We start from the raw sequence: 26,198 nt of genomic DNA on the forward strand, positions 1-26,198 counted from the left end.
CCGGTGGGCATTCTGCGGAGCGACCCGACCCAGGTTGCGGTGGCGACCCGGCGATGCGACCCGACCCAGGTTGCGGGGCGACCCGACCCAGGTTGCGGCGACCAGGTTGCGGCGACCCGACCCAGGTTGCGGCGGCGACCCGACCCCGGCGACCCGACCCAGGTTGCGGCGACCCGACCCAGGTTGCGGCGACCCGACCCCGGCGACCCGACCCAGGTTGCGGCGGCAACCTGTGAGGTGCCCGACCCAGGTTGAGGTGCTCGAGGTTGAGGTGCTCGGCGGCAACCTGGCCCAGCGACCCGACCCAGGTTGAGGTGCTCGACCCAGGTTGAGGTGCTCGACCCAGGTTGAGGTGCTCGACCCAGGTTGAGGTGCTCGACCCAGGTTGAGGTGCTCGACCCAGGTTGAGGTGCTCGGGTCGAGGTGCCCGCAGGTTGAGGTGCTCGACCTGCTTTCAGCTTGAGGTGCTTTGCCGGCGAGCCGCCAGCGCGGCGGCGCCGGTCGAGCGCGGGCTACTGCGCGGCGGCGCGCTGCACGTACGGCAGCCGTGCCGCCACCTTCTGGACCTCCTCGGCGCCCTCGAGCAGCTGCGCGATCGGATCCCACGTGCCCCGGAGCAGCGACTCGCGCGCCCCCGGCTTGATGGTGAACGGCACCGCGAGATCGCCCCCCGCCCGCACGACCTGCTCCTGCAGGTCCACCGTGACGAGCGTCGACGGATCCGCGTTCACGCGCGCCGCGAGCGCGGCGCGGTGCTCGCGGCTCACCGACACGCAGGGGATGCCCAGCGTCGTCGAGTTGCCGAAGAAGATCTCGGCGAAGCTCTCAGCGACGACCGCCTTGAACCCCGCCTTGGCGATCGACTGCGGCGCGTGCTCGCGCGACGACCCGCAGCCGAAGTTGCGGTCGGCGATCAGGATCGTGGCCCCCGCGAACCGCGGGTCGTTCAGCGGGTGCTCCCGCTTCTCGCCGCGCTCGTCGAAGCGCACGTCCCGGAAGAGGTGCTCGCCGATGCCGTCGAAGGTGACGCACTTGAGAAAGCGCGCCGGGATGATGCGGTCCGTATCGATGTCGTCCCCCGGAACATGAACGGCGCGACCGGTGACGGTTTGGATCAAGTCGAGTGCCATGGAAATCTCCCTCGGGTGCGAGCGTCGTCAGAGTCCGAACACGTCACGAGCATCCGCGATCTCGCCGCGGACCGCGGCGGCGGCCACCATCACCGGGCTCATGAGCACGGTGCGGCCCGTGGGACTCCCCTGCCTGCCCTTGAAATTGCGGTTCGACGAGGACGCGCACAGCTCATCGCCGATGAGCTTGTCCGGGTTCATCGCCAGGCACATCGAGCAGCCCGGCTCGCGCCACTCGAAGCCCGCCTCGCGGAAGATCCGATCCAGCCCCTCGGCCTCGGCCGCCCGCGCCACATCCATCGATCCCGGGACCGCCAGCGCGCGCACGTGCGGCGCGACCTTGTGCCCCTTCAGGCGCTGCGCCACCTCCCGGAAATCCGAGAGGCGGCCGTTCGTGCAGCTGCCGATGAACGCCACGTTGATCTTCGTCCCCTCGATCGGCTTGCCCCCCTCGAGCCGCATGTACTCGAGCGCCTCGCGGATCAGCGCCCGCTCGGACTCGTTCGCCACGTCCTCGGCCGCCGGCACCTTCTCCTTCACCGAGATCGCCTGGCCCGGCGTGATGCCCCACGTGACCGTCGGCGCGATCGCGCTCGCGTCGATCCGCACGACATCGTCGTACCGCGCGTCCTCGTCCGACGCGATCGAGCGCCAGTACTCGAGCGCCTTCTCCCACGCCTCGCCCTTCGGGGCGTACGGACGACCCTTGATGTAATCGAACGTCGTCTGGTCCGGGTTGACGTACCCGACCCGGGCGCCGCCCTCGATCGACATGTTGCACAGGGTCATCCGCTCCTCCATCGAGAACCCCTCGATGGTCGAGCCGCCGTACTCGTACGCGTAGCCCGTGCCGCCCGACACGCCGAGCCGGCGGATGATCTCGAGGATGATGTCCTTCGCGTAGACGCCCGGGCCGAGCTTGCCCTCGACCTGGATGCGCCGGACCTTGAGCCGCTGGAGGCTCAGCGTCTGCGTGGCGAGGACGTCGCGCACCTGCGTCGTCCCGATCCCGAACGCGATCGCGCCGAACGCGCCGTGCGTCGACGTGTGCGAGTCGCCGCACGCGATCGTCATGCCAGGCTGGGTCAGGCCGAGCTCGGGGCCGATGATGTGCACGATGCCCTGCCGCCCGGACTCGAGATCGAAGAAGGTGACCCCCTGCTCGGTGCACGCCTTCTTGAGCGCGTCGACCATCCCCTCGGCCAGCGAGTCCTTGAACGGCCGCTTGCGGTTGTCGGTGGGGACGATGTGGTCGAGCGTCGCGAACGTCCGATCGGGCATGCGCACGCGCAGGCCGAGATCGCGGAGCATCCCGAACGCCTGCGGGCTCGTCACCTCGTGGATCAGGTGAAGGCCGATGAAGAGCTGATCCTCGCCGTTCGGCAACGTGCGGACTTTGTGGAGGTCCCAAACCTTGTCATAGAGACTCTTACCCATGATGGCCTCTCGCGGTGCAACTGAACGCGGCTGAAGGGGACGGCGTGCGAAGCGGACCGGCCCGAGCGCCGGGGCGCGCCAGCTGGCTCCAGGGAGGCGGCCGGCGCGCCCCCGATCCGGCGGTCCGGCGTCGGGCGGCGGTAGAACTATGCGGGTCCGCGAGCATTAAGTCGAATGAAACTTTTTTCACGATGGGTTAAGTAACGCTACATGGACGCGTCGCTCCTCCCCGCGCTCGAGGATGTCCTCCTGGTGGCCCGGTCGGGCTCGGTCGCCGAGGCGGCGCGGCGGCTGCACAAGACGCCGTCGGCGATCAGCCAGCAGGTGCGCCGGGTGGAGGAGCACTTCGGGGTGGCGCTGTTCGAGCGCGACGGGCGCGGCGTGCGGCTCAGCCCGGCCGGCGAGGCGGCGCTCGGCGCGATCACGCGCCTGTTCGATCAGGCGGAAGGGGTGTTCGAGCTGCTCTCGGAGCTGGCGGGGGAGCCGTCGACGACGCTGCGCCTCGCGGCGAGCGACTACCTCGGCAAGGGGCTGCTCGTGCCGGTCATCCGGCAGATGCTCGAGCAGCGCGCGCCGGTGCGGTTCGCGATCACGACGGCGAACTCGATCGACGCCGCGCGGTGGGTCGAGCGCGGGGAGGTGGACCTGGGCCTCGCGTCGGCGTCCTCGGCGGGCGGCGATCTCGTGAAGCAGCCGCTGTTCGTGCAGCCGTTCCTCTGGGTGGGGCCGCGGCTCAAGGGCAAGGCGCCGGCGCTGCGCGAGCGGCTCCGGCACGAGCCGCTGCTCCGGCTGGCGCCCGGCAGCGTGGGGCGGCGGCTGCTCGACGCCTACCTGGATCGCGAGCGGATCCGGCCGATCTCGACGATCGACGTGTCGAGCGTGTCGCTCCTCGTCTCGTACGTCTCGGGTGGGCTCGGCGTCGGCCTCGCGCCGGCGCTCGCGCTGACCGAGGTCGCGCGCTCGCGGCTGGACGTCGAGGTCGCCGAGGAGGTCGAGCCGCTGCCCGTCGAGCTGATGATGCGCGAGAACTTCCGACGCAATCCGATCATCGAGCGCTTCATCGAGCGCCTTACGGCCGAGGGGCGCCGCGCGGAGCAGCGGACGCGGGCGCTCCTCCGGGCGTAGCGAGATCGCAGCGCGCGGCGAGCGTCGCCGCGGCCCGCCCGGGGGCACAGCTTGTCCGCCGAGCGCCGCCGGGCTCAGCGACGTTCCGGAGGTCAGGCCTCGCGCGGGCTGCTGCGCGTGTCCTTCAGCATCACGTCGTGGACGCCGCCCTCGTGGATGCTGACCGCCGAGGCGACGGTCAGGCGCGCGCGCATGTACAGATCGCGCAGCGAGATGGCGCCGCAGTTGCACATCGTCGAGCGCACCTTGGCGAGCGTGACGTCGAGGTTGTCCTTGAGCTTGCCGGCATAGGGAACGTAGCTGTCGACCCCCTCCTCGAACTCCAGCTGGTCCTTCTTCTTGCTGGAGTCGCCGTGATCGTAGCGTTGCCAGTTGCGCGCGCGGTTGCTCCCTTCGCCCCAGTACTCCTTCATGAACTGGTTGTTCACGCGGACCTTGCGCCCGGGCGCCTCGTCGAAGCGCGCGAAGTAGCGGCCCATCATCACGAAGTCGGCGCCCATCGCGAGCGCGATCGTGATGTGGTAGTCCTGGCTGATGCCGCCGTCGGAGCAGATCGGCACGTAGACGCCGGTGCGCTGGAAGTACTCGTCGCGCGCTTTGGCCACCTCGATCACGGCCGACGCCTGGCCCCGGCCGATCCCCTTCTGCTCGCGCGTGATGCAGATCGAGCCGCCGCCGATGCCGACCTTGACGAAGTCGGCGCCGGACTCGACGAGGTAGAGGAACCCCTCGCGATCGACGACGTTGCCGGCGCCGATGTAGATCGGCTTGCCCTGCGACTTCACGAAGGCGATGGTGTCGCGCTGCCACTCGGAGTAGCCGTCCGACGAGTCGATGCAGAGCACGTCGGCGCCCGCCTCCACCAGCGCCGGCACGCGGTCCCGGTAATCGCGCGAGTTGATGCCGGCCCCGACGATCAGCCGCTTCTCGTGGTCGACGTTCTCGAGCGGGTGCGCCTGGTGCGACTCGTAGTCCTTCCGAAACACCAGGTATTGCAGGTGCTGCCGCTCGTCGATGACCGGGAGGGTGTTGAGCTTGTGGCGCCAGATGAGCTCGTTCGCCTCCTGGAGATCGATGCCGACCTTGCCGCAGTGGATCGACTTGAACGGCGTCATGATCTCGCGCACCGGCGTGCTGAGCGGCGTCTTGCCGAGCCGGTAGTCGCGGCTCGTGATGATGCCGACGAACCGACCCGTGGGGGTGCCGTCCTCGGTGATGGCGATGGTGGAGTGGCCCGTGCGATCGGTCAGCGCGAGGACGTCGCCCAGCGTGGCGTCGGGGCGCAGGTTCGAGTCGCTCACGACGAACCCGGCCTTGTAGTTCTTCACGCGCCGCACCATGGCGGCTTCCTCCTCGATGCCCTGCGAGCCGTACACGAACGACAGGCCGCCGCAGCGCGCGAGCGCGATCGCGAGATCGGCGCCCGAGACCGACTGCATCATCGCGCTGGTGATGGGCACGTTGATCGTGAGCGGCGCGAGCTTCGGGTCCGGCGGCCCCGCGCCCCGATCGGCCTTGAACCGGACGACGGGGGCCGTGAGGTCGACGTTCGCAGGGACGCAGTCCTTCGTCGTCAGATTCGGGACGAGCAGGTACTCGCCAAAGGTCCTGCTCGGCTCATCGTAGATGAATGCCATGTCGGCTCGTAGTGCACGCGTTTCGCGCTGTCAAATGCAGCCGGGGCGGGAGCCGGGTGAAAAGTGAGCAAAATCGGGCAGTTATGGGTGCGCGGAGGGGCGGCGCGCCCCGACCGGGCAGGGCCGTCGGCGCCCGCGCCCGGCGCGCGTGGCGCGGCGCAGAGGTCCGGCCAGGGAGCGCCGGGCGTCGGGCGAGCACAGCTAGAGCGGGCGCACGGGCAGGCAGAGCTCGCAGCGGTAGGTGTTGGTCTTGGGATCGTGGAACTCGCCCTGGTAGAGCTCGAAGCAGGGCCGGTGGTCAGGCTGATAGCCGCTCTGCGGGAGCCACTCGGCGAAGAGCCGGTCCCACGCGGCGCCGATCGTGCTCGCCTCGTCGACGAACAGGCTCGCGGCGTACTTCCCGCCGGCGATGTCGGTCACGTTGACCTCGCCGTCCGCCTTGAAGCCGTCCGGGATCACGATCGAGGCGTCGTGGCGGCACTTGGAAGGGTCGGTGACCTTGGGGTTGTCGTGCGCGATGCCGAGGCAGATGCGGTCCGGGGTCCACAGATCGCGCGCGCGCTCGCCCAGCGGACGAGGCGCTGCCAGGCCTCGGCGACGCTCCTTCCGGGGCCGTAGGGGCCGACGCTCCTGACGTAGGCCACGTGGTAGCTCGGCAGCGTCTTCACGGTCACGTTCATGATCTTCTCCTCGTCTTGGCGGGCGTCCGTGCCCGACGAGGCGTCATCCTGGGCGACCGCGCACGCCGCTGCTTTGCCGGGGTTGCGGTCGACTTCACCCGGCTTGCGATCCGCTTGCCGCGCCTTGCGCGCGGCCGCGGCGCCTCCGTTGCGCCAGGCGGAGGCGCTCATGCCGAAGCGCTCCTTGAACGCGCGGGCGAAGGCGCTGGCCGAGCTGAAGCCGTTCTCGAGCGCGATCTCGAGGACGTCGGCGCGCGGCCGCAACGTGAGATGGCTGGCCGCGGTCTCGAGGCGTGTCCGCTGGATGAACTCGCGGAGGTTCTCGCCGGTCATGGACTTGAAGACGCGGTGGAAGTGAAACGGCGAGAACGCCGCCACCGCGGCCAACGTCTCGAGGGAGAGCTCCTCGCCGGGGTGGGCCTGGATGTAGTCGATGACGCGGTTGACCCGCTTCTGGTACTCGGCTCGGCTCCTGTCGCTGGTCGCCACAGGGGGAGGTTACCTGATGGCCGGTTTGAGAAGAACCGCGACCGGACCCAGGTTGAGACCGGACCCAGGTTCGCGCGCTCGACCGCGACCGGACCCAGGTTGGGTGCCGACCGGACCCAGGTTCGCGCGACCGGACCCAGGTTCGGACCCAGGTTGAGACCGGACCCAGGTTCGCGCGACCGGACCCAGGTTCGCGACCGGTCCCGGGTTGGCATGCCGACGCCGATGCCGACCGGACCCGGGTTGGATGCGATCGGATCCCAGGTTGAGACCGGACCCACGTTGGGCGCGACCGGACCCAGGTTAAGCGACTCGACCCAGGTTGGGGTGGATCTGCGACCCACGTTGGGGTGGATCACCCAGGTTGGGGTGGAGCTGGATCAGGATCATGGATCAGGTTGGGGTGGCTCAAGGGACCCGACTCAGGTTGGGGTGGATTCAGGTTGAGGTGGATTCAAGGACTATCCAGGTGGCGGACCACCTGGCGCCCTGGCGGCGCCACCCCAAGGAGCGAGCCAATGCCTTGAAATCATTCACCCCACCAGCCGGCACGGCGTTTGCCATTGCACGCCAGCCATGAGCCAGCCCCGCGAAATTGCCGCAGGCGCCACCTACCTCATCACCCGTCGCGTCCTGCGCAGGCATCTGCTCTTCCGCCCTGACGCTGCCATCACCCAGCTCTTGGTCTACACCCTCACCGTCTCGACGCGCCGCTTCGGCATCGAGGTCCACGCGCTCTGCGCGATGTCGTCGCACCTGCACCTCGTCGTGACCGATACGATGGGCGTCCTGCCGCGTTTTTTGCAATTCTTCCATCGCCTCGTCGCGCTCGGGACCAAGGTGCTCCGCACGTGGGAAGGGCCAGTGTGGGACCACGAGGCTACGAGCGTGGTGCGGCTGCTGACGCGGACGGCGGTGGTGGAGAAGATCGCCTACGTGCTCGCGAATCCTGTGGCCGCCGGCCTGGTCCGACATGCGCGCGAGTGGCCGGGCGCCAAGGTGGATGTGAACGAGCTCGGCTGCGGCGTGCTGCGCGCGACGCGACCCGCGGCATATCTCGATCCGAAAAATCCGCAGTGGCCAGAAGAAGTAACGCTCGCGCTCGCGCTGCCGCCTGTCATCGAACAGGATGGCGGCGACGGCTTTCGCGGCGAGGTCGCCGCCGAGCTGGAGCGCCAGGAAGCGCAGGCCCGTGAGGAGGTGGGGCGGCGAGGGCAACACGTCCTTGGCGCGGAGGGCGCCAGCCGGGTGTCCCCCTACGAGCGTGCCACGAGCTTCGAGCCGCTGCGCGGCTGCAGTCCGACGTTTGCGGTCGGGCGCGAGCAGGGTGATGCATGGCGAATCGCTGCTGCCGCCGTGCGCGCGTTTCGTGCGTCGTACCGCGCGGCGCTCGAACGGTGGCGCAGCGGGGTGCGCAGCGCCGTATTCCCCGCGGGGACGTGGTGGATGCGCGCGTTTCACGGGGTCGCCGTGACGGACGCCGTGCTCACGGTGTAGTTGCTGCGCCGGCGGCGCACGGTGAGTAGGTCGGAGAGGCCACCGGGGGCGACACGTCGCCGGAGGGCACGTGCGTCTCAAGATGGCGGAGCGAGGCGACTCAAGACGCAGGTTGTTGCAGGATCGGCTTGACCGAACAGGAGCGTACCTACGGGTAGCTGGGTCCAATCGCCAGATCGACCCGGATTGGGCCGCTCCGCCAACCGGGGAGCAGCCCGACGCGCGTGGAGTGGCGCAGATGGGGTGGCGCTCGGACAACCCGGGTCGGGTTCGCTGCTGGCCGTCAACCAGGGCCGGATCGTCTCAGGTTTCCCGGGTGGCGGCCCGGTCAGCTGGGTTAAGTCGTCTTGTCGGTCAACCGGGGCCAGGTCGTCTTCTCGGCTAACCCGGGTTAGGTCGTCCCGGTCAACCGGGGTCAGGTCGTCCCGGTCAACCGGGGTCAGGTCGGCCGCGGTCAACCCGGGTCAGGTCGTCCGGTCAGTCAACCCGGGTGAGGTCGTCCGAGGTCGTTCGGTCCCTCACTCGAGCTCTAGCTCCACGAGTCGGAGCTCTCCTTCCAAGAAACCCGTCTCCCGGAAATAGGTCACGTACTCCACCCGGCCTCCTTCCTGAGCGAGCTCCGCGTGCCCCAGGCCAGCGTACGGCCATGCCTCCGGGGTTGAGGGCGCCTCCGCGGTGAACGCCACCTCACTGTCCGACCACGGGCCCTCCGGCGCCGGGGCCGTCCGCACGGAGATCTCCGACGACATCGGCTCGCTGTAGATCGCGACGTACCTGCCGGCGTGCTCGTTCCAGTGCACCGACATCATCGGCGCTCCCGCCATGACCGGCGCCGCCTCGTCATGACCCTCCACCCAGCTGCCGTCCGAGAAGAACCGCCACGCCCCGCGCTCCGTCGCCTGCGCGAGCGGCACGCGCGCGATGAGGCACGGGCACGTGAGCCCCGAGCACGCACAGGCATACGCGTAGAGCAGCCCCTCGCGTACGAGCGCCGCCGCCGTGAACGACGGCTCGTCCGCGCCGAAAATCAGCGTGGGATCCGCGGCGCCCGGGCGCGCCGCCGGACGCACGATCGGCGCGTCGAGGCCCTCCCAGACCGCGATGGACGAGCCCAGCGCGTCGATGTTGAACCCCCCGGCACGCCCCATCAGCTTGCTGTAGAAGACCAGCGCGCGGCCCGTCGCCTCATCGACGACGATCGGCCCCGGCCACAGCGCGTAGCGCGCCCCGCAGTCCTCCTTGCACGTCTCCTCCGCCTGAGGGCCAACGTGCGCGGAGTTGAACTCGAGCTCCTCCGCCGTGAACGGCAGGAACTCCCCAGGCGCGCCGGCCGCGTCAAGCGGCTCGGTCAGCGACGAGAGCCCGTCCGACGCGTCCAGGTCGTCGGTTGAGCAGAAGGTGCTCGATCTCCAGAGCGAGCCGTCGGCCCCCGGCGCCTCCAGGGTCGTATCGCCGAACACCCACACCGAGCGATCACCCCACCGCGCGCTGTACCCGCCGTCCCGCCCTCGAATCGATGGCTCGAACGTCAGCGCGCCCAGGTCGCGCACCGCGCGCACCCGAACCTCGGGCGCGTCCGCGCCGCACCCGACGCACAGGAGTGCGACCCCGGCCGCCCCCGTCGCCCTTCGATAACGCATGCGCGAGAGAATATCACGGCAGCCGAGGGCCGCCGCCACATGCGTCGCGCTCCGCGGCCGGACCGCACGCGACCGCGAGCGCGACCCGGCCGCCGCGCGCAGAGGCCGCGTGCTCAAGGGATGGGGCGATGAGGAACGACAGGGGCCGCAGGGAGGCCAGGAAGCGATAACGCTGCTCGTCTCAAGGGAAAGACCGCCAGGGCGAAAAGAGCATCCAACAACCTGTTTCGTCGAAGCGCTCCGGTAATCAGAGCCGTAAGTTAATTCAGGTGCAGCACCAAAAGAGTCGATGGTATCCGCTGGCCGCCCTGCTGTTCCCGACAGTGCATCGCGCGAGCGCGCATGCGCCGGAAGGCGCGACCCGCGCGGTCAGAGCGATCCGACGCCCCGTCGCCTCAGATCTGCCGGCACGCAGCGGCGCAGCGGCGGCACTCGTCCGCGCACGTCTTCATCTGCGTGTCGCCGGCGAACTTGTCGCAGCTCGCCGCGCACAGGTCGCAGAGGCTCGCGCACACGCTCGTGATCTGGGCGCGCTGCGGCGAGCTGCGCAGGAGGAGCTTCGAGGCCGCTTCGCAGATGTCAGCGCAGTCCTGGAGCAGCCGCACGTGCGTGGCGTCGGCGTGCCCGCCTCCCATCTCGAGGCAGTACTGGCTTGCATGGGTGCAGATCGAGCCACAATCCTGGGTGAACCGAGCCACCTCCCGGAACGATCTGTCCCCCGGAAACCTGCTCATGACAATCCCCCTCGGTCAACTGGGCCGCTCTTCGCCTCGAGGATATCTCGCGACAACGAGGCAACCTTGGTATCCAGAGGTTGAATGGATTGAGCGATCTTCGCACGTCGGGCCATCCCGCATATAGGCCTCGGAGCGGCGACCGACGCGCGCGAGCCCTCGTGTCCCGAACGCGCCGCGCGAACGGCTCGGACGCCCAGGGGGCGCATGCGAGCGCGCGACCGAACGGCCGCGCCCGCCCTGGTCGCCCGCTCCGCGCGATGGCTGACGCGGCGCCGTTCGAACGACGTCCAGGCGTCGACCGGGAGAGCCTGAGCCCACCCTCGCGTTCGCGAGTTCGCCGCGGGCGGCGAGAGCCCGCGGTCATCCGCCAGAGCCGCGTCGCGGGCTGGGCCGCTAGCACCCGGGCGCGCGGCAGATCCCCATCTTGATGCGCGCGATCTCCTGGAGCTCCTCGGCGATCTCGAGCGTGCGCATCGCGGCGGCGCGCGCGAGCGCCTGGGCCTCCTCGGTGGTCGCGAGGCGCGCCAGGAGCCGCCGGCCCATCTCGTGGTGATGACCCTCGTCGGGCTGGATGACGTCGCGGTAGAGGCGCGCCGTCTCGGCGTCCCCCTGCGACTCGCAGTACTCGATGAAGGCCTGGTTGTGCACCTTGGCGAGCGCCTCGCGCGTGAACTGGCCCGCTGCGACGCGCTCGACCGTCGAGCCGAGCCCCTTCAGGTACCCGAACATCGGCGTGGGCGGCCCGAACCTGGCCGGGATCGACGTCGGATCGACGCCGAGCGCGCGGAGGCGCTCGGCGATGAGACGGTAGTGCCTCGCCTCATCGCCGCACTGGCGGGCGAGGGCGAGCTTCACCTCGACGTCCGTCTCGGTGGTGAGCCAGAGCGCAGCCTCCTCGGTCGCCTCGAGCTCCTTCTTGAGCGCGGTCGCGAGCAGCTCCGGGACGCCGATCCCGCTCCCTGGCTCCGCCGCGCCGGCCGCGGCCCCGATGCGGGCGAGGCGCTCTCCCACCCTGCGGTCGAGCTCGCCCAGGAATTCCTCTGGCTTCATGGGTGGCATGATGGGCGCGCCCCGGGCGGCAGGTCAATAGGCCGCCCTCCCGGGGGCGAGATGGGTGTACCCTCCCTGAATGGCCTGGCGCTTCCTGCCCCCGTGGCTCGATCTCGAGTTGGTCTCGATCTCGTTCGACCTCCCCGCGCGCACCGTCCTGAAGCGCACCGGGATAGCCGCGCTCGCCACCTCGAGCGCCACGGCGCTGCGCTTGACGCTCGCGCCGACGCTCCTGCGCGTCGCCTTCGAGCCCTACCTCGTCATCGACCTGCCGCCGCCGCTCGGCGACATGGGGTTGCAGCAAGTCGAGTACGACCTCCGCACAGGCGCCATGACGCCCAACGTGTTCTACACGGGAGGGCTCGTCCGGGTCGGGAAGGACTCGGCCGAGGACGAGGCCCGCGCCTTCATGCGCGGACTCGTCACCTCGACGCCCATGGCCATACCCCCGTACGACCCGACGAGCGATCCCGATCTCGTCGTGACCGTGCGTCAGGTGCTCCTGAACCTGGAGTCCGACGGCGGCGGCCCCGCCGTCCGCGGCGCCCGCGTGTCCGCGCGGCTGACGCTGCGCGAGGCGCTCGCGGGCGCGGTGGGCTCGGACGGGTTCCGCATCCCGGCGGGCGCCACCATCGCGGCCAGCGTCGACGTCGAGGGCACCCGGCAGGAGATCGAGACGGCGCCGCGCGTGCAGCGCATCGAGGTCGACTGCTCCTCGGCGGTGCTGCTCAAGCGCGGCGTCGAGCAGGCCGACCTCCGCCGCTTCGTCGTGAGCCGCGGCGGGGAGATCGCCGTCGAGCGGGTCGAGCCGCTCGGCGCGGCCGGTCAGGCGGCGGGCGTCGAGTCGCTCGTGCGCCTGTTCAGCGCCCTGGCCGCGGGCGGCGGCGTCGCGTTCGACCCGAAGCACCTCGGGCCCAGCGCCGTCGAAGGGCTCGTCAAGGAAGAGATCGCGCGCGCCCTGCGCCCGGCGCTCGTCGACTGGGTGCGGCAGAACGCCGAGATCATCGTGGGGATGGACCTGCGGCAGGTGCTCGGGATCCCGGAGGACGGCGGCGTGGCGTGAGGGGGAGCGGCGGAGGGAGCCGCTCCCGACGCGCGGTCGCCGCGGAGGGGGCCCATGAAAGCGCCGCCGAGGCTGCGCCGGCCGAGCGACGACGCCGTCCGAGGAGGGCGTCGCCCGCCGGCGCGGGGGCGCGCGACGCCCGAGCCCTCGGCGGAGCCGAGGAGTGTTATAAGTCCTGAATGCGCCTCTCCGCCATCCACATCTATCCCGTCAAAGGCTGCCGTGGCCTCGCGCTCGACGCGGCGGCCGTCGACGAGCTCGGCCTCGTCGGCGACCGGCGGTTCATGATCATCGACCCCGAGGGCAAGCCCCTCACCCAGCGCCCGCTGCCGCGCATGGCGCTCATCGAGACGCAGCTCTCCGAGGGCGAGCTCACGCTCGGCGCCGCCGGCCGCTCGCCGATCTCCGTGCCGCGCGCGTCGCAGGCGGCGCAAGGCGCGCGCCTGCTCACCGTCGAGGTCTGGAGCAGCACCGGCCTCCTGGCCGAGGACTGCGGCGACGAGGTCGCCGCGTGGCTCAGCGACTTCCTGGATCACCCGGCGCGGCTCGTCCGGGCCGGCGAGGCGTTCCGGCGGCCCGTCCTCAAGGACTCGGTGGCGCGCCCGGAAGATGTGGTGTCGTTCGCCGACGAGTTCCCGTTGCTGGTGATCTCGGAGGCCTCCCTCGCCGACCTGAACGCTCACCTCGAGGACCGGGGCGCCGCGGCGTTGCCGATGGATCGCTTCCGTCCCAGCCTCGTCGTGAGCGGCTGCGCCGCCTTCGACGAGGACCGGTGGGGCCGCGTCCGCATCGGCGAGCTCGTGCTCCGCGCCGGCGGCCCGTGCGCCCGATGCGTCGTCACCACCACCGATCAGCGCACCGCGGAGCGCGGCACGGAGCCGCTCCGCACGCTCGCCACGTACCGGCGCGATCCGCAGAAGCCCGGCGACGTGAACTTCGGTCAGAACTACATCCACGAGACGAAGTCCGGCGCCTTGCGGGTGGGGGACGAGGTGACGATCGTATGACGGGGAGCGTGGGTCGCCCGCGCGGCTCGCGCGCGCCCGCACCACGGGCGCCCCGGCGGCTCGAGCGACGGGAGGCGGCGGGCTCGCCGGGGCGACGCGGACCGCGGCGCGTCCGTGATAGACATGGATCATGAGAAAGCACGCGTCGCGTTCCTGGATCGTCTCGCTCGCCTTCGTGACCCTGTTCTCCCTCGTGTCGCTCGGCGACGCCCACGCCGGTGAGGCCGAGAAGAAGCTCGCCCTGGAGCTCACGCACCTCGTCATGCCGAGGGAGGTCTACAACGCCCTCATCGATCAGCTGATGACCAACATGGGGGCGTCGATGCAGCAAGCGGGCGCGAAGATCTCGGCCAAGGACACCGGCAAGCTGAAGGCGGTCGTCGCCGAGGTCCTGCCGTACGACGAGCTGGTCCAGTGGAATGTCGACATCTACGCGGGGAAGTTCACCGCCGATGAGCTGAAGGAGCTCATCAAGTTCTACGGCACGCCGGTCGGCAAGAAGGCCGCGAAGCTCCTCCCCGAAATCAGCGGGGAGGTGGGAAAGAAGGTCGGGTCGGTCATCATGCAGCGGATGCCCGCGGCGATGAAGAAGGCTGGGATTCAGTAGCGCGCGCCGCGCTCGGCGTCATCGACCGTGCTACCGCCTGTAGACCAGGAAGCCGGCGATGGCGTCGAGCAGCGCCCGCGGCTCGTCGGCGCGCACCGAGTGGCCGCTGCGCTCGAAGATACGTAGATCGGCGCCCGGGATGAGGCGCGCGATCTCCTCCGACAGATCGGGCGGGCAGATCCAGTCGTGCCGGCCGGCGATGACGAGGGTAGGGATCTTGATCTCGGGGAGGCGCGGCGTGAAGTCGAATGTCCGCATGAACCGCTCCAGGGCCACGTTCCACGCCTCGACGTTGTAGATGGCGCGCGCGCTGGCCTCGGCTGCCTTCGGCGGGTCGAACGTGGTCGAGTAGAGCGGCCCCATGATCCGGAGGAACTCGGCGAACTGCTCGTCGCTCTCGAGCTTGCCGGCCCAGAGGCGCTCGCATGCGTCCCTCTGCTGGTCGGTGCCGCGGCTCGCCACGATCTGTTTCGATCGGTCGATGAGGCGGTGGCTGGCCGCCGTGGCCACGAGGATGAGATGCGTGATGTGCTGCTGGTACCGGAGCGCATAGGCCATGGCCACCATGCCGCCATAGGAGGTGCCCATCACCACGATGCGATCGAGGCCGAGGTGCTGGCGGAGCGCCTCCATGTCCTCGACGTTGTTCTCGAGGGTATATGTCTCCTTCGGGCCGCGCGCCGAGCGCCCCTGGCCGCGGTGATCGAAGTAGACGAGCTGCGCCCGGTCGGAGAGCGGGGTCATCCCGCCCTTGTGCGAGGAGTGATCGGCGCCCGGCCCGCCGTGCACGACGAACATCACCGGACGTTCGCGCATCTCGGGGCCGTCGGGGACGAGGCCCATTCCCTCGACGTCGAAGTAGATCTCGGTGTCTCGGATCTTCGCGCGCACGGCGTCAGGGTAGCCGATCGGCGGCGCGCCGGGGGCGCGGGGGCGTCGGAGCGAGGGAGCTCGGGTGCGTGCGGAGGAACAGCGGAGGCGCAGCGTGGTGCCGGGGCAGCAGCGGGCGCCGAGGCGCGGTCGCGTCTGGCGCGCGGTCAGGCGACGCCGTGTCGGGTCAGCCAGTCGAGCTGGCGCTCCCAGCCGTCGGCGGCGGCGTCGGGACGGTAGCTCGGCCGGTAGTCGGCGTAGAAGGCGTGCGGGGCGTCGGGGTAGACGTGGATGTCGGAGCGCGCGGCGCCGGGCGCGCCGCCGGCTTCGGGGGCCGCACGGAGCGCTTGCTGCAGCTCGGTGACCGTCGACAGGGGAATGCCCTGGTCCTGGCCGGCATAGAGGCCAAGGACGGGGACTTGCAGCGCGCTCACCACGTCGATCGGATGCTTCGGCTGCGCCTCGGTCCGGTCGCCGGTGAGGCGTCCGTACCAGGCGACCGCTGCCTTGAGCGCGGGGTTGTGCGCGGCGTAGAGCCACGTGATGCGCCCGCCCCAGCAGAAGCCCACCGCGGCGGCCTTGGTGGCGTCGGCCTGGCCGGAGGCGCGGGCGAAGGCGATGCTGGCGTCGAGGTCGGCGAGCACCTGCTGGTCGGGCACGCGGCCGGCCAGCGCCCGGAGCTCGTCGATGGTGCTGAGGCGGCTCGGGTCGCCTTGGCGGACGAACAGATCCGGGGCGAGGGCGTAGTAGCCGCGCTTCGCGAAGCGGCGGACGACGTCGCGGATGTGCTCGTGGACGCCGAAGATTTCCTGGATGACGAGCACCAGCGGGAACGGCCCGCCGGAGGCGGGGTGGGCGCGGTAACCGGGGAGGTCGCCGGCCGGCGCGGGGACGGTGACGGCGCCGGCGATGAGGCCGGCGTCGTCGGTGCGGATGGGGCTCGGAGCGTTGCTCTCGGCGATGGGCGTGGAGGCGGTCATGGCCTGGGCCTGAGCAGCGGCCGTGCCAGAGGTGGGAGCGACCGACCCAGGTTGAGGTGACCGACCCAGGTTGAGGTGACCGACCCAGGTTGAGGTGACCGACCCAGGTTGAGGTGACCGACCCAGGTTGAGGTGACCGACCCAGGTTGAGGTGACCGACCCAGGTTGAGGTAGCCGACCCAGGTTGAGGTAGCCGACCCAGGTTGAGGTAGCCGACCCAGGTTGAGGTAGCTAGCTAGCTAACCGAGACAGCCGCCTTACGTCCGAGGCGGCATATCCCCGCGGCCGCGCTTCTGTGCAGCTACCCCGCTGCCCGGACGCCCTCGCCGGCGACCGCATACGGCCGCGGCTGCGCGGCGACGCCGCCGCCGAGACGCTCGGCGAAGAGCTCCCGCGTGCGCCGCCACGAGAGCTGCGCCGCATCGGCGTGGTACGCCGGCCGCGTCTCGTTGAAGAACCCGTGCCGCGTCCCCGGATACACGAACGAGATCAGCTCCCGCCCCGCAGCCCGGAACGCCTCCTGCACCGCGCGCGCCTTCGGCGTGATCGCCGGATCCTCCTCCGCATAATGCACTTGCAGCGGAAAGCGCACGCTCGTCACCTGGTCCAGCGGCGGCGCCTGCCCGTAGAAGACCGCGCCCGCCGCGAGCTCCACGCCCGCAACCGCGAGCTGTCCCACCAGCCCTCCGCCCAGCGAAAATCCGACCGCCGCGATGCCCCCCGGGCGCACGTCGAACCGCCCAGCCAGGTGCGCCGCCGCCGCCCTGGCGTCAGGCAGGTACGTCGACGTATCGCGGTCGCTGAACCAGGCGAACACCGCCTTCAGCCGCTCCTGCTCGTCCGTCGGCAGCCGCGCGACCACCTCGTCGCGGTCCGGAGCGCGCAGCAGCCCGACGCCGCGGGCCACCTCCGCCTCGGTGAAGGTCCGGTGAACCGCGTCATGCGAGTACAGGTTCGGCGCGAACGCGAGGTAACCCTCCTGCGCGAAGCGCCTCGCCAGCTCGACCATGTGGGCGGTGAGCCCCAGCCCCTCGTGGAGGATCAGCACCGCCGGCGCCGGCGCGCGCCCGGCCGACGACGGGCGGACCTGCACCGCCTCGACCGGCCCGTGGGGACCCCGGAACGACGTCCTCTCGACGCCCGCGCTCGCGGCGGTCACGCCTGCACCTCCGCCTCGGGCGTCTTCTCCTTTCGGACGGGCTTCAGCTTGCTCGGGGGCCGCGTGCCGAACGACTCGCCGGCCACGATCTCGGAGCGCACCCCGTCGACCCCGACCGGGATGTCCCCGGTCAGCGTCACGCGGTAGAGCACGCGCTCGACGTCGAGGTGCCCGAGGTCCTGCGGGCCGAGGTGCGCGGTGGCCCGGTTGTCCCAGAACGCGACGCTGCCCGGCTCCCACCGGAACCGCACGGTGTACGCCGGGCGGCTGATCTGCTCGAAGAGCAGGTCGAGGATCGCGCTGCTCTCGCGCGGCGACAGGCCGACGATGTGGCTGGTGAACCCGGGGCTGACGAACAGCGCGCGCTCGCCGGTCTCGGGGTGGACGCGCACCACGGGGTGGATCGAGATGAGCGGGTTCTCCCGCACCTTGCGCAGGTACGGGCTGTCCTGGTCCTGCGGGGCGAACCTCAGCCCGAAGCGGTGCTCGGCGCGCAGGCCGTCGACGAGCGCGCGCAGCGGCGCGGACAGCCCCTCGTAGGCCGCAACGAGGTTGGTCCAGGTCGTGTCGCCGCCGTAGGGCGGCAGGATGTGCGCCCGCAGGATCGACGCCGCCGGCGGGTTCACGGCCGCGGTGACGTCGGTGTGCCAGCGGTTCTCATAGCTGAAGCGCTTGCCGTAGCGGCGATCGTAGCGGCGGCTGTCGATGGCGAGGATCTCCGGGTGCTCGTCGAACGGCTCGTCCTCGTGCGGGTGCGCGTAGGTCACCTCGCCGAAGCGAGCGGCGAAGGCGATCTGCTCGGCGTGGCCGAGCGGCTGGTCCCGGAAGAAGACGACCTTCCACTTCAGCAGCGCCGCGCGGATGGCCGCCACGGACTCGTCAGGCAGCGGCCTGGAGATGTCGACGCCGTGGATCTCGGCGCCGATGTGCCCTGCGAGCGGCTTCACCTGGATGGATGAATCGGATGGTCTCTGGCTCATGGGTCTCCTCCGCGTGGTCCCCCCCCGTCGCGGTTACGGGGGTCGGGTATGCGCGCGCCGTGCCAGGGAGCGATCCGCGGGGTACGCACCTGGAGACGGCGAGGCGAGGGCACGCGCCGAGCGCGCAGCGTGAACGTGTGGATGCGGGACGCGGATGGCGGCTTCACGCAGGCCACCGCGCCTCCGTTCGCGTCCTCAAGGTGCGGCGACCGACTCGCCCTCACCGTGCGCTGCGGCCCAACCTCGCTCGAAGACGATTCAAGTGAGCCTCATGATGCTGCAGGGCCGTGTGGCCAATCGACCGGAGATACTCCACGTAATTGCGCATCGCACCGGCGGCTCGAGGGATGTTGCCCAGCGCCTCATGCACGATCCCGATGTTTCAGCTCGACGCAGCTTCCGCCTCCCGATCGCCGATCTCACAGGCGATCGCCATCTGTCGGTCGTGATGCTCGATGGCCAGCAGGGGATCCCCGAGGCCGGCATGGGCGTTCCCCAGGATGCCGCGCGCCTCCGCCTCGCCCGAGCGATCGCCGAGCTCTCGGAACACGCGCAGCCCTCGATCGCACAGCGCGACAGCTCCGTCGAGCTCGCCGCGCAACACATACATGCTGCTGAGGCGCGCCCTACGGCGCACCGCACGTCGGTTCCGGCCTCACCACGCTTCACCGCGGCCGGCGTCGTCCTCGACGCTCTCCGTACAGATGTCGCGAATGCGGCGTCGCGCGCTGGACGGATTCCGCCGTTCACCGCTCGCCGCGCCCATCCCGTCACCACCTCGCGCGCCGCCCCTTCCGAGCATCATCCCTCCTCGCGACGGCTATTGACACCGCGGCTCGATCCGCGACCATCGCGTCATGGCGCGCACGGCTCCGGTCCCCAACATCCCCGCCATCCCCGGAATGAACCCCGGTGTCTTCATCATGGGCGGCGGCGCCGGGGGCGGAGGCCCTGGCGGGCGCGGCGGCAACGGACGTGGGGGAGATCAGGGCGCAGGGGGCAAGAACGGCGGCAACGGCGCCGAGGGCGGCGGCCGCAACGCGGGTAGCTGCGGCCAGGGCAGCGGCGGCGGCTGCCCCAACCCGGCGCACGGGGGCGGCGGAGGAACGCAGGCCGGACACCCCATCGATCCGGTCACGGGCCGCGTCTACACCCTCGCAGTCACCGACATGGCGTTGCCGGGAGCGTTTCCGCTCGTGATCGAGCGCGCCTACAGCTCCGCGCAGCGCGACTTCGACTACGGACTCGGCCACGGCTGGAACCACTCGCTCGGCTGGCGCGTCATCGAGCTCCGCCGCCGCCGGGTGCGCGTCGTCACGGCCACCGCGCTCGCGTGCGAGGGCCGCTGCCCCGACGAGGGCGAGACCGTGAAGCTCCCGATCGGGCTGCTGACGCGAACGCGCGCAGGCTACTTCCTCAAGGCCGACGACGGGATCACGCGGGTCTTCGAGGACGGCTTTGCCATCGACAACGAATTCCGCCTCAGCGCGCTCCTGGATCGCAACGGCAACCAGGCCCGACTCTTCTACGAGAACGGGACCGGTCCGCTCCAGTTCGTGAACGACAGCGTGGGCCGGCTGCTCCGCGTGCGCCGGCACCGCGACGGCCGCATCGCCGCGTTCGAGGTGAAGAACGCGTCCGCGAGGGGCGCCTGGACGTCCTTTCGCACGTATGAATACGACGAGCGCGGAGATCTCGTGGCCGCGCGCGACGCCCTGGGCCACGCGATGACCTTCGCGTACGACGCTGACCACCGGCTCGTGCTGGAGCGCTGGCCCACCGGCCTCGAGGTTCACTACTGCTACGACAACCACGGTCGCTGCGTGGAGACGTGGTGCAACGATCCCAACGAGCGCGCGCTCTTGGCCGAGGGCGTGCCCGAGGTGCTCGCGGACGGCAGCCGCGCGAAGGGATTCCTGCATGCGAAGGTCGAGTACGGCGCGGGCGAGAACAACGTCATCACCTCGCGCGCGCTGCGGAGGGTCGAGGTGAACGCCTTCGGCAAGGCCGACCGGATCGTCTGGGCGGGGCAGGTGCACGACAACGCGTTCGACGAGTCGGGCGAGCTCGTGGGATACCGCGACGGACTCGGGCGCGCGTGGAGGATGGGCGAGGCCGACGGCGTGTACCGCGTGGTCGACCCGCTGGGGCGGGCGACGGAGTACGTGTACGACGATCGCGGCAACGTCGTGACCACGCGCGGCCCCGACGGCCTTGAGACGCAGCACGCGCGCGATCCGAACGGCAACCTGATCTACCTCTCGGACGCGATGGGGCTGGTCGCGAGCTTCCGCTATGACGAGCGCGGCTGCCTGATCCACGCCGGGACTGAAGGCGGCGGCACGACGTCGATGAAGTACGACGCGCTCTGCAACCGCGTCGAGATCGTCGAGCCGGACGGCGGCACGCGCGCGCTGCGCTACGACTTCCTCGGGCGACTCGTGGAGATGCGGGACGAGAAGGGCGGGGTCCACCGGTGGATCTACGACGCGATGGGGCGCGTGGTGGAGCATTGCTCGCCGCTCGGTGCTCGCACGTTCATGAGCTACGACGAGGCCGGCCGCTTCAACGGCGAGCGCGACGCGGACGGCCGTTGGTTCCGGCTGGTCTACGCAGGCCTCCGCGAGGTGATCGCGGTCGAGCGGAGCGACGGCTCGCGCGTGTCGTACGCCTACGATCGCGAGCTCGACATGGTGCGCATCGTCAACGAGGAGGGCGACGTGCACACCATCGAGCGGGATCTCGAGGGGCGGATCCGCTCCGAGCGTACCTTCGACGGCCGTACGCTGCGGTACAGGAACGACCAAGCTGGGCGGCTGTCGAGGATCACCTTCGACGACGGCGAGTTCGTCGAGCTCTCCTACGACGAGCTCGATCGGGTCATCGGCCGCTCCTTCTCGGACGACACGTTCCACAAGCTGGAGTACGACGAACGCGGGCGCGTCCTGCTCTTCGAGACGGAGGCGGTCCGCACGCAGTACACGTACGACGCGCGAGGGCGTTGCACCCGCGAGGACACGGAGCTGGTGAGCGAGCCGTCGTCCGCGACGTCCATCCGGCACCTCTACGACGCCGGGCTGAACCGCACGGCGATGAGCGTGGCTGGCGGCTTCTCGATCGCCACGCCGCGCGACGCTGCGGGGCGGTGCTCCGCGCTCTTCTTCTCCGATGCCAGCGGCGCGCATCAGCCGATCGCGGCGTTCGCGTACGACCCGGCGGGCGCCGAGGCGGGGCGCCTCTTCGCGGGCGGGGGCGGGCTCGAGCTCACGAGGGACGCGCACGGCAACGTCGTCCGCTCGTCCGTCGTCGGCCGTGGCATCGCCGCCGCCGTCCGCCCGGGTGAGCCCGCGTGGGTCGGGAAGCTCGGGGGCCCGGAGACCCTGCGGTTCGACTACCGATGGTCGCCCGCGAGCGAGCTCCTGGTGCTCGCGGATCGCGATCGCGGGGCGCAGTCGTTCGCATACGACGCGCGCGGCCGCATCGCGCAGAAACGGCACGAGCGGCGGGCCGGGACCGAGGACTACGTGCTCTCGCCGCGCGGCGACGTCCGCTGGATCGACGGCCGCGCGCAGTCCCACGTGGGCGGCGGTCGGCTCGTGACCGCGAACGGCGCGATGCTCACGTACGACGCGCGCGGCCGGCTCGTGAAGAAGGTGGAGGGCGCCGCGGTGACCACCTACGCATGGAGCGTGCTCGGCCTGCTCTCGGGCGTGACGTTGCCCGACGGCACCCGGGTCGAGTTCGTGTACGACGGGTTCGCGCGGCGCCTGGAGAAGCGCGTCGTGCGGCGAGACGCGGCGCTCGTGAGGCACCGCTACCGCTGGGATGGCGAGGACCTCCTGGAAGAGACGGTGGAGCGCGCGGCGAGCACCCCCGGCGCGGCAGCGCCGTTCACGCTGGTAGAGCGTCGGCGCTACGCGTACGCGCCGGGCTCGCCGGCGCCGATCGCGCAGGCGATCGATACCGAGGCCGGCCCCGGCGCGTGGAAGTACCTCGTGCACCGGGACGGGGCGCCTGTGCCGCTAGCGCTCGTGGACGCCGACGGGACCGTCGACCAAGTGTTCGAGACCGGGGCGTACGGCCGGGTCATCGTGGGCGACGCTACCGCCACGCTGAGCCGATTCCCGGGGCACTGGTACGAGCCGGAGACGGGGCTCCACTACAACCGGTGGCGGTACTTCGATCCGGCGAGTGCGACATACCTGAGCCCGGAGCCGCTGGGGCTCGAGGGAGGGCTCGAAGCGTACGGGTATGTGAACGGGCGGCCGCTCGTCTGGATCGACCGCGACGGCCTCGCGCGGAGCGTGACAACACTCACCGACCGCAATGGCAACGCGATCGGGACGGGCACGTCCTCCCGCGAGGCGGACCTGCACCCCGCCGTGGCGGCGGCGTTGCCGATCCGGAACGCGCGCGGCGGCGACACGGACGCCGCGTCCTGCTCGGAGCCTGCGGCGCTCTCGTCGCACCTTCGGAACTGGGAAGGCCGCAACCCCGGGCAGAGCTGCGACCCCGGCACGCCGCAGGGACGACAGAACCTCAGCAGGGCGCTTTCGGAGATCGGTGGCATCTCAAGCCGAGCGGGAACGAAGGACCTCGCGGCGTGCCCGAACTGCTCGCAGACGATCTCCCGGCTCTGGGCGCTCGCCGATCCGCGCCCGCCGTCACCCACGGTCGCGGGAGGCCGCGCGTCGACGAGAGATGCGACCAACGTGCCGGGTGGGCTCCAGAACCCAGAGGGGCCACGCGTCGTGAACCCGGCCGGCGCGCCCGGGCCGATCACGCTTCCCGCTTCGCCGCTCGCACAGAACATCAACGACCCCGCGATGAGGGCGGCCAATGATGACGCATACCGACGAGCCGGCGGGACGGGCTCGGTGGCGGGGCTTAATCCAGGGGTCTTCGACAACTCGTCCGGAACCTGGGGACCCCGCCCATGAGCATCGCAATGCGCGACGATCTGCCGAGTGCCCCGGGGCTCGAGGATCTGGGGCCGCTGGGCTCGCTTGCATCGCACGAGGGAGCGGTGGTGCGCATTCCGCGCTCCGGAAACCCGTTCGAACCGCGACCTCCGCTGCCAGCCGACGATCCTGCCGCCCTCCGCGAGGCGGCGCGGCTGGTCTCCGAAGGGCTCGTCCTCCGCCAGCGCCACAACCACGGAGCGCAGGCCGCGCACCTGACCGGGTGGGTCGCAGGGGCGCTGGGGCCGCCGCGCGTGGCTCGCGCGATCGGGCCTTCGGAGCAGCTGCTCTGGTTCGACGGCGCGATCGTCCTGCTGCTGGCCGACGCCTTGACCGTGGCGTGCGCGACCACCGAGCGGCTCCGGGCGTTGCTCGCACACCCTCTGCCGTCTGGGCTCTCGCCCGCGCCGGCGAGGTACTCCTACGGCGCGATCGCCGGCCTTCCGCAGCCCCGAGCGCCGCTCGGGTCGTTAGACTCCACGGACCGATACTTCCCGGAGGCGTTCGCGCTTCACGAGGCGGAGGGCGGCTGCTGGGTTCGCGGGGTGCTCCAGGGCGCTTTCGAGACGCAGTTCCAGGTGAAGCCCGGCGGGTGCATCGCCACGGCGCCGCGCCACCCCGATCGATTCGCGCGGGCCAGCTCGTTCGGCGAGTGGCAGCCGGGTTTGCGGGAGCAGGATGGCCTACGCGCCCAGCTCGAGAGATTCCGGGCATCGGAGGCGCTCACGAACGCGGTGCTCGCCGTGGACGAGCTCGTGGGCGGGTTCCGCGGGCAGCGAGGGATTTCGATCCTCGCCCCGTGGGCGGCGAGCGTGATCCGTGAACGGACCGCGTCCGGCATCTGGTCTGCGCCGGTTCACCCGTACAACGGAGCCTGGTTCGTCGGCTGGACCGAGAATACCTCGGTGCGCACGGGCATCTACGTGGACGAGGCGGTCGGGGTGTGGGCCTCGTGGCAGGAGCCAGACGACGACGAAGTGCAAGTGCGCCTGGTGGGCACGAGCGTCGATCGATGGTTCGAACGTCAGATCTACCTCCTCGAGAACGGCTATGCGTCGGAGGCCACGTGCCAATCGGAGGAGGCGCTGCCGCCCGGGCTCAGCCTCCGCGAAGACCTCTCCGACGCCGCTGCGCAGGTCTTCGTGGACGGGGATGCCGTGTGGCTCGTGGAGGAGTGCGGCATTCAGCGGATGTCCCGCCGCGTGCCCAGCGTTTCGGACGTGCTGGCGATCGCAGGACGCTTCGGGGGATGACCTCAGACATCTCGGACCTGCCGGACGGCCGGAGCCCACGACGTCCCCCTCGCACCTGGGTGCACGTGCCGCCACGAGCCGCGCCGAACCGGCCCGCCGCCGCACCCCCGCCGCCGCACCCCCGCCGCCGCGCCCCCGCCGCCGCGCCCCCGCCGCCCCCGGCGCGATCTCGACGCGCACCGCGATCGCGGCCCGCCGCGCGACGGGGTCCGTCGAGTAAGCTGCGCCGCATGAAGGTACCCCGACTCACGGGCCGCGCGCTCACCGCAGCGCGCCTCGCGGCCGAGGCGCCCGGATCGTCCGCCGCGCTCCGGAAGGTGCTGAAGCGCACCCTGGGCATCGACCGCCTCGCGTCGCTCCCGGAAGCATGGCGCGACGAGATCCCCGCGCAGGCCCGCCCGATCCAGGCCGCGGCGCCGCGGCGCTGGGGCGACGCCGCGCTCGGCGCGCTCCCGCGCCGCGACTGGCCCAGGACCTCGCTCGCCTACGCGGCGGCCTACCGCCAGGGCGCCGCCGACCCGCGCCGCGTGGTCGAGCGCGCCCTGTCCGAGATCGACGCGCTCGCCGCGCAGCGCCCGTGCATGAACATCGCCGTCGCCGCCGCGCGCGAGGCGGCGCTCCGCGACGCCGACGCGGCGGCCGCGCGCCACGCCGCCCGCAGGGCGCGCGGCCCCCTCGACGGCGTGCCCTTCCTCGTCAAGGACGAGTTCGACGTCGAGGGCCTCGCGACCACGCTCGGCTCGCGCTGCGGCCCGCTCGCGCCCGCGCCGCGCGACGCCGCCGTCGTCGCCCGGCTCCGCCAGGCGGGCGCCGTGCTCCTCTGCAAGACGGTGCTGACCGAGTGGGGGATGTCGCCGCTCGGCAACAACGTCCACCAGCGCATGCCCCACAACCCGCACCACAGCGAGCGCGCCGCCGGCGGCTCCTCCACCGGCTCCGCCGTGGGCGTCGCGCTCGGGCTCGCGCCGCTCGCCGCCGGCGGCGACGGCGGCGGCTCGATCCGGACGCCCGCCGCGCTGAACGGCGTCTTCGGCCTCAAGCCCACCTTCGGCCGCGTGAGCCGCGCCGGCGACGGCTTCAAGGGCTCGGTCGCCCACGCCGGCCCGATCGCCTGCAGCGCGGCCGACCTCGCCCTCTTCCTCGACGCCGTCGCGAGCGAGCCCGACCCCGACGACGACCTCACCGCGTGGGCGCCCCCGCCGCCGCCCGGCGGCTTCGGCGCGCTCCTCGGCGCCGGCGTGCGCGGCCTGCGCATCGGCGTGGACGAGGCGGAGTGGCGCGACGCCAGCGTCCCGATCGCGAGCGCGTGCCGGGGCGCGCTGCGCGCGCTCGAGCGCGAGGGGGCCGTCCTCGTGGACGTGCAGATCCCGATCGCCCGGTACGCGGCGCAGATCGGCTACCTCGTCATCGGCCCCGAGTCGCTCGAGGCCCACCAGCGCGCCTTTCGGGAGCAGCGCGACCTCATCAGCGAGGACCTGCGCGTCACCTTCAGCGTGCTCTCGGGCGTCACCGAGCGCGAGCGGCGCGACGCCGCGCGGCTCCGCGCGGGGATGCGGCGCGAGGTGGCGCGGGCCCTCGCCGGCGTCGACGTGCTCGCGCTCCCGACGACCGCGATCACCGCGCCCCGCTACCAGGAGGCCGAGGAGGGGCGCGCCTTCCTCGATCCCGCGGCCCTCGACGGGGTGTGCCGCTTCGCCTTCCTCGCCAACCTCACCGGCCTCCCCGCCGGCACCGCGCCCGTCGGCATCGACGCCGAGCGCCTGCCCATCGGCCTGCAGATCATCGGCGACGCCTGGGACGAGGCGGCGGTCCTCGCCGTCCTCGCCCACCTCGAGCGGTCCGAGCTCGCCGTCGCCCCGCGGCCCCCGGGAGGCATCGACCTGCTCGGGTAGCGGC

21 protein-coding genes are annotated in these 26,198 nt (G+C 71.4%); 8 read left to right on the forward strand and 13 right to left on the reverse strand.

Features of this window, described 5'->3' with window-relative positions:
- Positions 1 to 512 precede the first annotated feature (512 nt).
- Together leuD and leuC are read right to left on the reverse strand one after the other, a co-directional pair.
- Entirely contained in the window at positions 513 to 1,130 is a 618-nt protein-coding gene (leuD, locus tag WMF26_RS00525) for a 3-isopropylmalate dehydratase small subunit (protein ID WP_020464811.1), read from the reverse strand.
- 27 nt (positions 1,131 to 1,157) lie between these two features.
- Positions 1,158 to 2,567, reverse strand: coding sequence for a 3-isopropylmalate dehydratase large subunit (gene leuC, locus WMF26_RS00530; protein ID WP_437998691.1), 1,410 nt, complete (start codon positions 2,565 to 2,567; stop codon positions 1,158 to 1,160).
- A gap of 210 nt (positions 2,568 to 2,777) precedes the next feature.
- Here leuC and WMF26_RS00535 point away from each other — a divergent pair, with 210 nt between their 5' ends.
- Positions 2,778 to 3,692 carry a LysR family transcriptional regulator gene (locus WMF26_RS00535; protein WP_437335286.1) on the forward strand — a complete coding sequence of 305 codons (915 nt, stop codon included), beginning with the start codon at positions 2,778 to 2,780 and terminating at the stop codon, positions 3,690 to 3,692.
- A gap of 92 nt (positions 3,693 to 3,784) precedes the next feature.
- Here WMF26_RS00535 and WMF26_RS00540 read toward each other — a convergent pair whose 3' ends face one another.
- From WMF26_RS00540 to WMF26_RS00550, 3 genes are all read right to left on the reverse strand, one after another.
- Entirely contained in the window at positions 3,785 to 5,329 is a 1,545-nt protein-coding gene (locus WMF26_RS00540) for an IMP dehydrogenase (protein ID WP_437998692.1), read from the reverse strand.
- Between the two features lie 201 nt (positions 5,330 to 5,530).
- Positions 5,531 to 5,899 carry an AraC family transcriptional regulator gene (locus tag WMF26_RS00545; RefSeq protein WP_438002502.1) on the reverse strand — a complete coding sequence of 123 codons (369 nt, stop codon included), beginning with the start codon at positions 5,897 to 5,899 and terminating at the stop codon, positions 5,531 to 5,533.
- Positions 5,785 to 6,498 carry a helix-turn-helix domain-containing protein gene (locus tag WMF26_RS00550; RefSeq protein WP_437998693.1) on the reverse strand — a complete coding sequence of 238 codons (714 nt, stop codon included), beginning with the start codon at positions 6,496 to 6,498 and terminating at the stop codon, positions 5,785 to 5,787. The genes WMF26_RS00545 and WMF26_RS00550 overlap by 115 nt, the downstream gene beginning before the upstream one ends.
- Positions 6,499 to 7,074: 576 nt before the next feature.
- Between WMF26_RS00550 and WMF26_RS00555 the strand changes: the two genes are divergently transcribed.
- The gene (locus WMF26_RS00555) at positions 7,075 to 7,995 is read left to right on the forward strand and encodes a transposase (RefSeq protein WP_437998694.1); all 921 of its coding nucleotides are present in this window, start codon (positions 7,075 to 7,077) and stop codon (positions 7,993 to 7,995) included.
- A 518-nt stretch (positions 7,996 to 8,513) separates the two neighbouring features.
- On the opposite strand, the gene WMF26_RS00560 is transcribed toward WMF26_RS00555, so the two are convergent.
- The 3 genes from WMF26_RS00560 to WMF26_RS00570 form a co-directional block, all read right to left on the reverse strand.
- Positions 8,514 to 9,635, reverse strand: coding sequence for a DUF4185 domain-containing protein (locus WMF26_RS00560; protein WP_437998695.1), 1,122 nt, complete (start codon positions 9,633 to 9,635; stop codon positions 8,514 to 8,516).
- Positions 9,636 to 10,030: 395 nt separating this feature from the next.
- Positions 10,031 to 10,369: a four-helix bundle copper-binding protein gene (locus WMF26_RS00565; RefSeq protein WP_061625178.1), complete on the reverse strand. Its 339-nt coding sequence runs from the start codon at positions 10,367 to 10,369 to the stop codon at positions 10,031 to 10,033.
- Positions 10,370 to 10,765: 396 nt separating this feature from the next.
- A complete protein-coding gene (locus WMF26_RS00570) occupies positions 10,766 to 11,422 on the reverse strand; it encodes a ferritin-like domain-containing protein (protein ID WP_437998696.1) in 657 nt (218 codons plus the stop codon).
- 79 nt (positions 11,423 to 11,501) lie between these two features.
- Between WMF26_RS00570 and WMF26_RS00575 the strand changes: the two genes are divergently transcribed.
- The 3 genes from WMF26_RS00575 (at position 11,502) to WMF26_RS00585 (ending at position 14,099) form a co-directional block, all read left to right on the forward strand.
- Positions 11,502 to 12,485 carry a hypothetical protein gene (locus tag WMF26_RS00575; protein ID WP_437998697.1) on the forward strand — a complete coding sequence of 328 codons (984 nt, stop codon included), beginning with the start codon at positions 11,502 to 11,504 and terminating at the stop codon, positions 12,483 to 12,485.
- Positions 12,486 to 12,664: 179 nt separating this feature from the next.
- The gene (locus WMF26_RS00580) at positions 12,665 to 13,492 is read left to right on the forward strand and encodes an MOSC domain-containing protein (RefSeq protein WP_437998698.1); all 828 of its coding nucleotides are present in this window, start codon (positions 12,665 to 12,667) and stop codon (positions 13,490 to 13,492) included.
- A 130-nt stretch (positions 13,493 to 13,622) separates the two neighbouring features.
- Positions 13,623 to 14,099 carry a DUF2059 domain-containing protein gene (locus WMF26_RS00585; protein ID WP_437953366.1) on the forward strand — a complete coding sequence of 159 codons (477 nt, stop codon included), beginning with the start codon at positions 13,623 to 13,625 and terminating at the stop codon, positions 14,097 to 14,099.
- A gap of 30 nt (positions 14,100 to 14,129) precedes the next feature.
- Here the strand turns inward: WMF26_RS00585 and WMF26_RS00590 are convergent, their stop codons facing one another.
- The 5 genes from WMF26_RS00590 to WMF26_RS00610 form a co-directional block, all read right to left on the reverse strand.
- On the reverse strand, positions 14,130 to 14,990 hold the full coding sequence (locus WMF26_RS00590; RefSeq protein ID WP_437998699.1) for an alpha/beta fold hydrolase: 861 nt from the start codon (positions 14,988 to 14,990) through the stop codon (positions 14,130 to 14,132).
- A gap of 146 nt (positions 14,991 to 15,136) precedes the next feature.
- A complete protein-coding gene (locus WMF26_RS00595; RefSeq protein WP_437998700.1) occupies positions 15,137 to 15,949 on the reverse strand; it encodes a dienelactone hydrolase family protein in 813 nt (270 codons plus the stop codon).
- 301 nt (positions 15,950 to 16,250) lie between these two features.
- Entirely contained in the window at positions 16,251 to 17,108 is an 858-nt protein-coding gene (locus tag WMF26_RS00600; protein WP_437998701.1) for a dienelactone hydrolase family protein, read from the reverse strand.
- The gene (locus WMF26_RS00605) at positions 17,105 to 18,088 is read right to left on the reverse strand and encodes a TauD/TfdA dioxygenase family protein (protein WP_437998702.1); all 984 of its coding nucleotides are present in this window, start codon (positions 18,086 to 18,088) and stop codon (positions 17,105 to 17,107) included. The genes WMF26_RS00600 and WMF26_RS00605 overlap by 4 nt, the downstream gene beginning before the upstream one ends.
- Before the next feature lie 382 nt (positions 18,089 to 18,470).
- Complete coding sequence (locus WMF26_RS00610; RefSeq protein WP_437998703.1) at positions 18,471 to 18,698, reverse strand: hypothetical protein; 228 nt, start codon at positions 18,696 to 18,698, stop codon at positions 18,471 to 18,473.
- 247 nt (positions 18,699 to 18,945) lie between these two features.
- On the opposite strand from WMF26_RS00610, the gene WMF26_RS00615 reads away from it, so the two are divergent.
- The 3 genes from WMF26_RS00615 (at position 18,946) to WMF26_RS00625 (ending at position 26,194) form a co-directional block, all read left to right on the forward strand.
- Positions 18,946 to 23,028 (forward strand): RHS repeat-associated core domain-containing protein, encoded by a 4,083-nt coding sequence (locus WMF26_RS00615; protein WP_437998704.1) that lies wholly within the window; start codon positions 18,946 to 18,948, stop codon positions 23,026 to 23,028.
- The gene (locus tag WMF26_RS00620) at positions 23,025 to 24,302 is read left to right on the forward strand and encodes a hypothetical protein (protein WP_437998705.1); all 1,278 of its coding nucleotides are present in this window, start codon (positions 23,025 to 23,027) and stop codon (positions 24,300 to 24,302) included. Before WMF26_RS00615 ends, WMF26_RS00620 begins: the two co-directional genes overlap by 4 nt.
- 230 nt (positions 24,303 to 24,532) lie before the next feature.
- Complete coding sequence (locus WMF26_RS00625) at positions 24,533 to 26,194, forward strand: amidase (RefSeq protein ID WP_437335300.1); 1,662 nt, start codon at positions 24,533 to 24,535, stop codon at positions 26,192 to 26,194.
- Positions 26,195 to 26,198: the final 4 nt, after the last annotated feature.

Origin of the sequence: Sorangium sp. So ce185 (assembly GCF_051526825.1) — a bacterium.
Lineage (GTDB): Bacteria > Myxococcota_A > Polyangia > Polyangiales > Polyangiaceae > Sorangium > Sorangium cellulosum_D.

Bases quoted from the DNA above. Each gene is read 5' to 3' on its own strand.
- leuC (WP_437998691.1), bottom strand. From the start codon at position 2,567: ATGGGTAAGAGTCTCTATGACAAGGTTTGGGACCTCCACAAAGTCCGC.
- WMF26_RS00615 (WP_437998704.1), top strand. From the start codon at position 18,946: ATGGCGCGCACGGCTCCGGTCCCCAACATCCCCGCCATCCCCGGAATG.
- WMF26_RS00605 (WP_437998702.1), bottom strand. From the start codon at position 18,088: ATGAGCCAGAGACCATCCGATTCATCCATCCAGGTGAAGCCGCTCGCA.
- WMF26_RS00610 (WP_437998703.1), bottom strand. From the start codon at position 18,698: ATGTATGTGTTGCGCGGCGAGCTCGACGGAGCTGTCGCGCTGTGCGAT.
- leuD (WP_020464811.1), bottom strand. From the start codon at position 1,130: ATGGCACTCGACTTGATCCAAACCGTCACCGGTCGCGCCGTTCATGTT.
- WMF26_RS00585 (WP_437953366.1), top strand. From the start codon at position 13,623: ATGAGAAAGCACGCGTCGCGTTCCTGGATCGTCTCGCTCGCCTTCGTG.
- WMF26_RS00555 (WP_437998694.1), top strand. From the start codon at position 7,075: ATGAGCCAGCCCCGCGAAATTGCCGCAGGCGCCACCTACCTCATCACC.
- WMF26_RS00575 (WP_437998697.1), top strand. From the start codon at position 11,502: ATGGCCTGGCGCTTCCTGCCCCCGTGGCTCGATCTCGAGTTGGTCTCG.
- WMF26_RS00595 (WP_437998700.1), bottom strand. From the start codon at position 15,949: ATGACCGCCTCCACGCCCATCGCCGAGAGCAACGCTCCGAGCCCCATC.
- WMF26_RS00540 (WP_437998692.1), bottom strand. From the start codon at position 5,329: ATGGCATTCATCTACGATGAGCCGAGCAGGACCTTTGGCGAGTACCTG.
- WMF26_RS00570 (WP_437998696.1), bottom strand. From the start codon at position 11,422: ATGAAGCCAGAGGAATTCCTGGGCGAGCTCGACCGCAGGGTGGGAGAG.
- WMF26_RS00560 (WP_437998695.1), bottom strand. From the start codon at position 9,635: ATGCGTTATCGAAGGGCGACGGGGGCGGCCGGGGTCGCACTCCTGTGC.
- WMF26_RS00580 (WP_437998698.1), top strand. From the start codon at position 12,665: ATGCGCCTCTCCGCCATCCACATCTATCCCGTCAAAGGCTGCCGTGGC.
- WMF26_RS00535 (WP_437335286.1), top strand. From the start codon at position 2,778: ATGGACGCGTCGCTCCTCCCCGCGCTCGAGGATGTCCTCCTGGTGGCC.
- WMF26_RS00625 (WP_437335300.1), top strand. From the start codon at position 24,533: ATGAAGGTACCCCGACTCACGGGCCGCGCGCTCACCGCAGCGCGCCTC.
- WMF26_RS00565 (WP_061625178.1), bottom strand. From the start codon at position 10,369: ATGAGCAGGTTTCCGGGGGACAGATCGTTCCGGGAGGTGGCTCGGTTC.
- WMF26_RS00620 (WP_437998705.1), top strand. From the start codon at position 23,025: ATGAGCATCGCAATGCGCGACGATCTGCCGAGTGCCCCGGGGCTCGAG.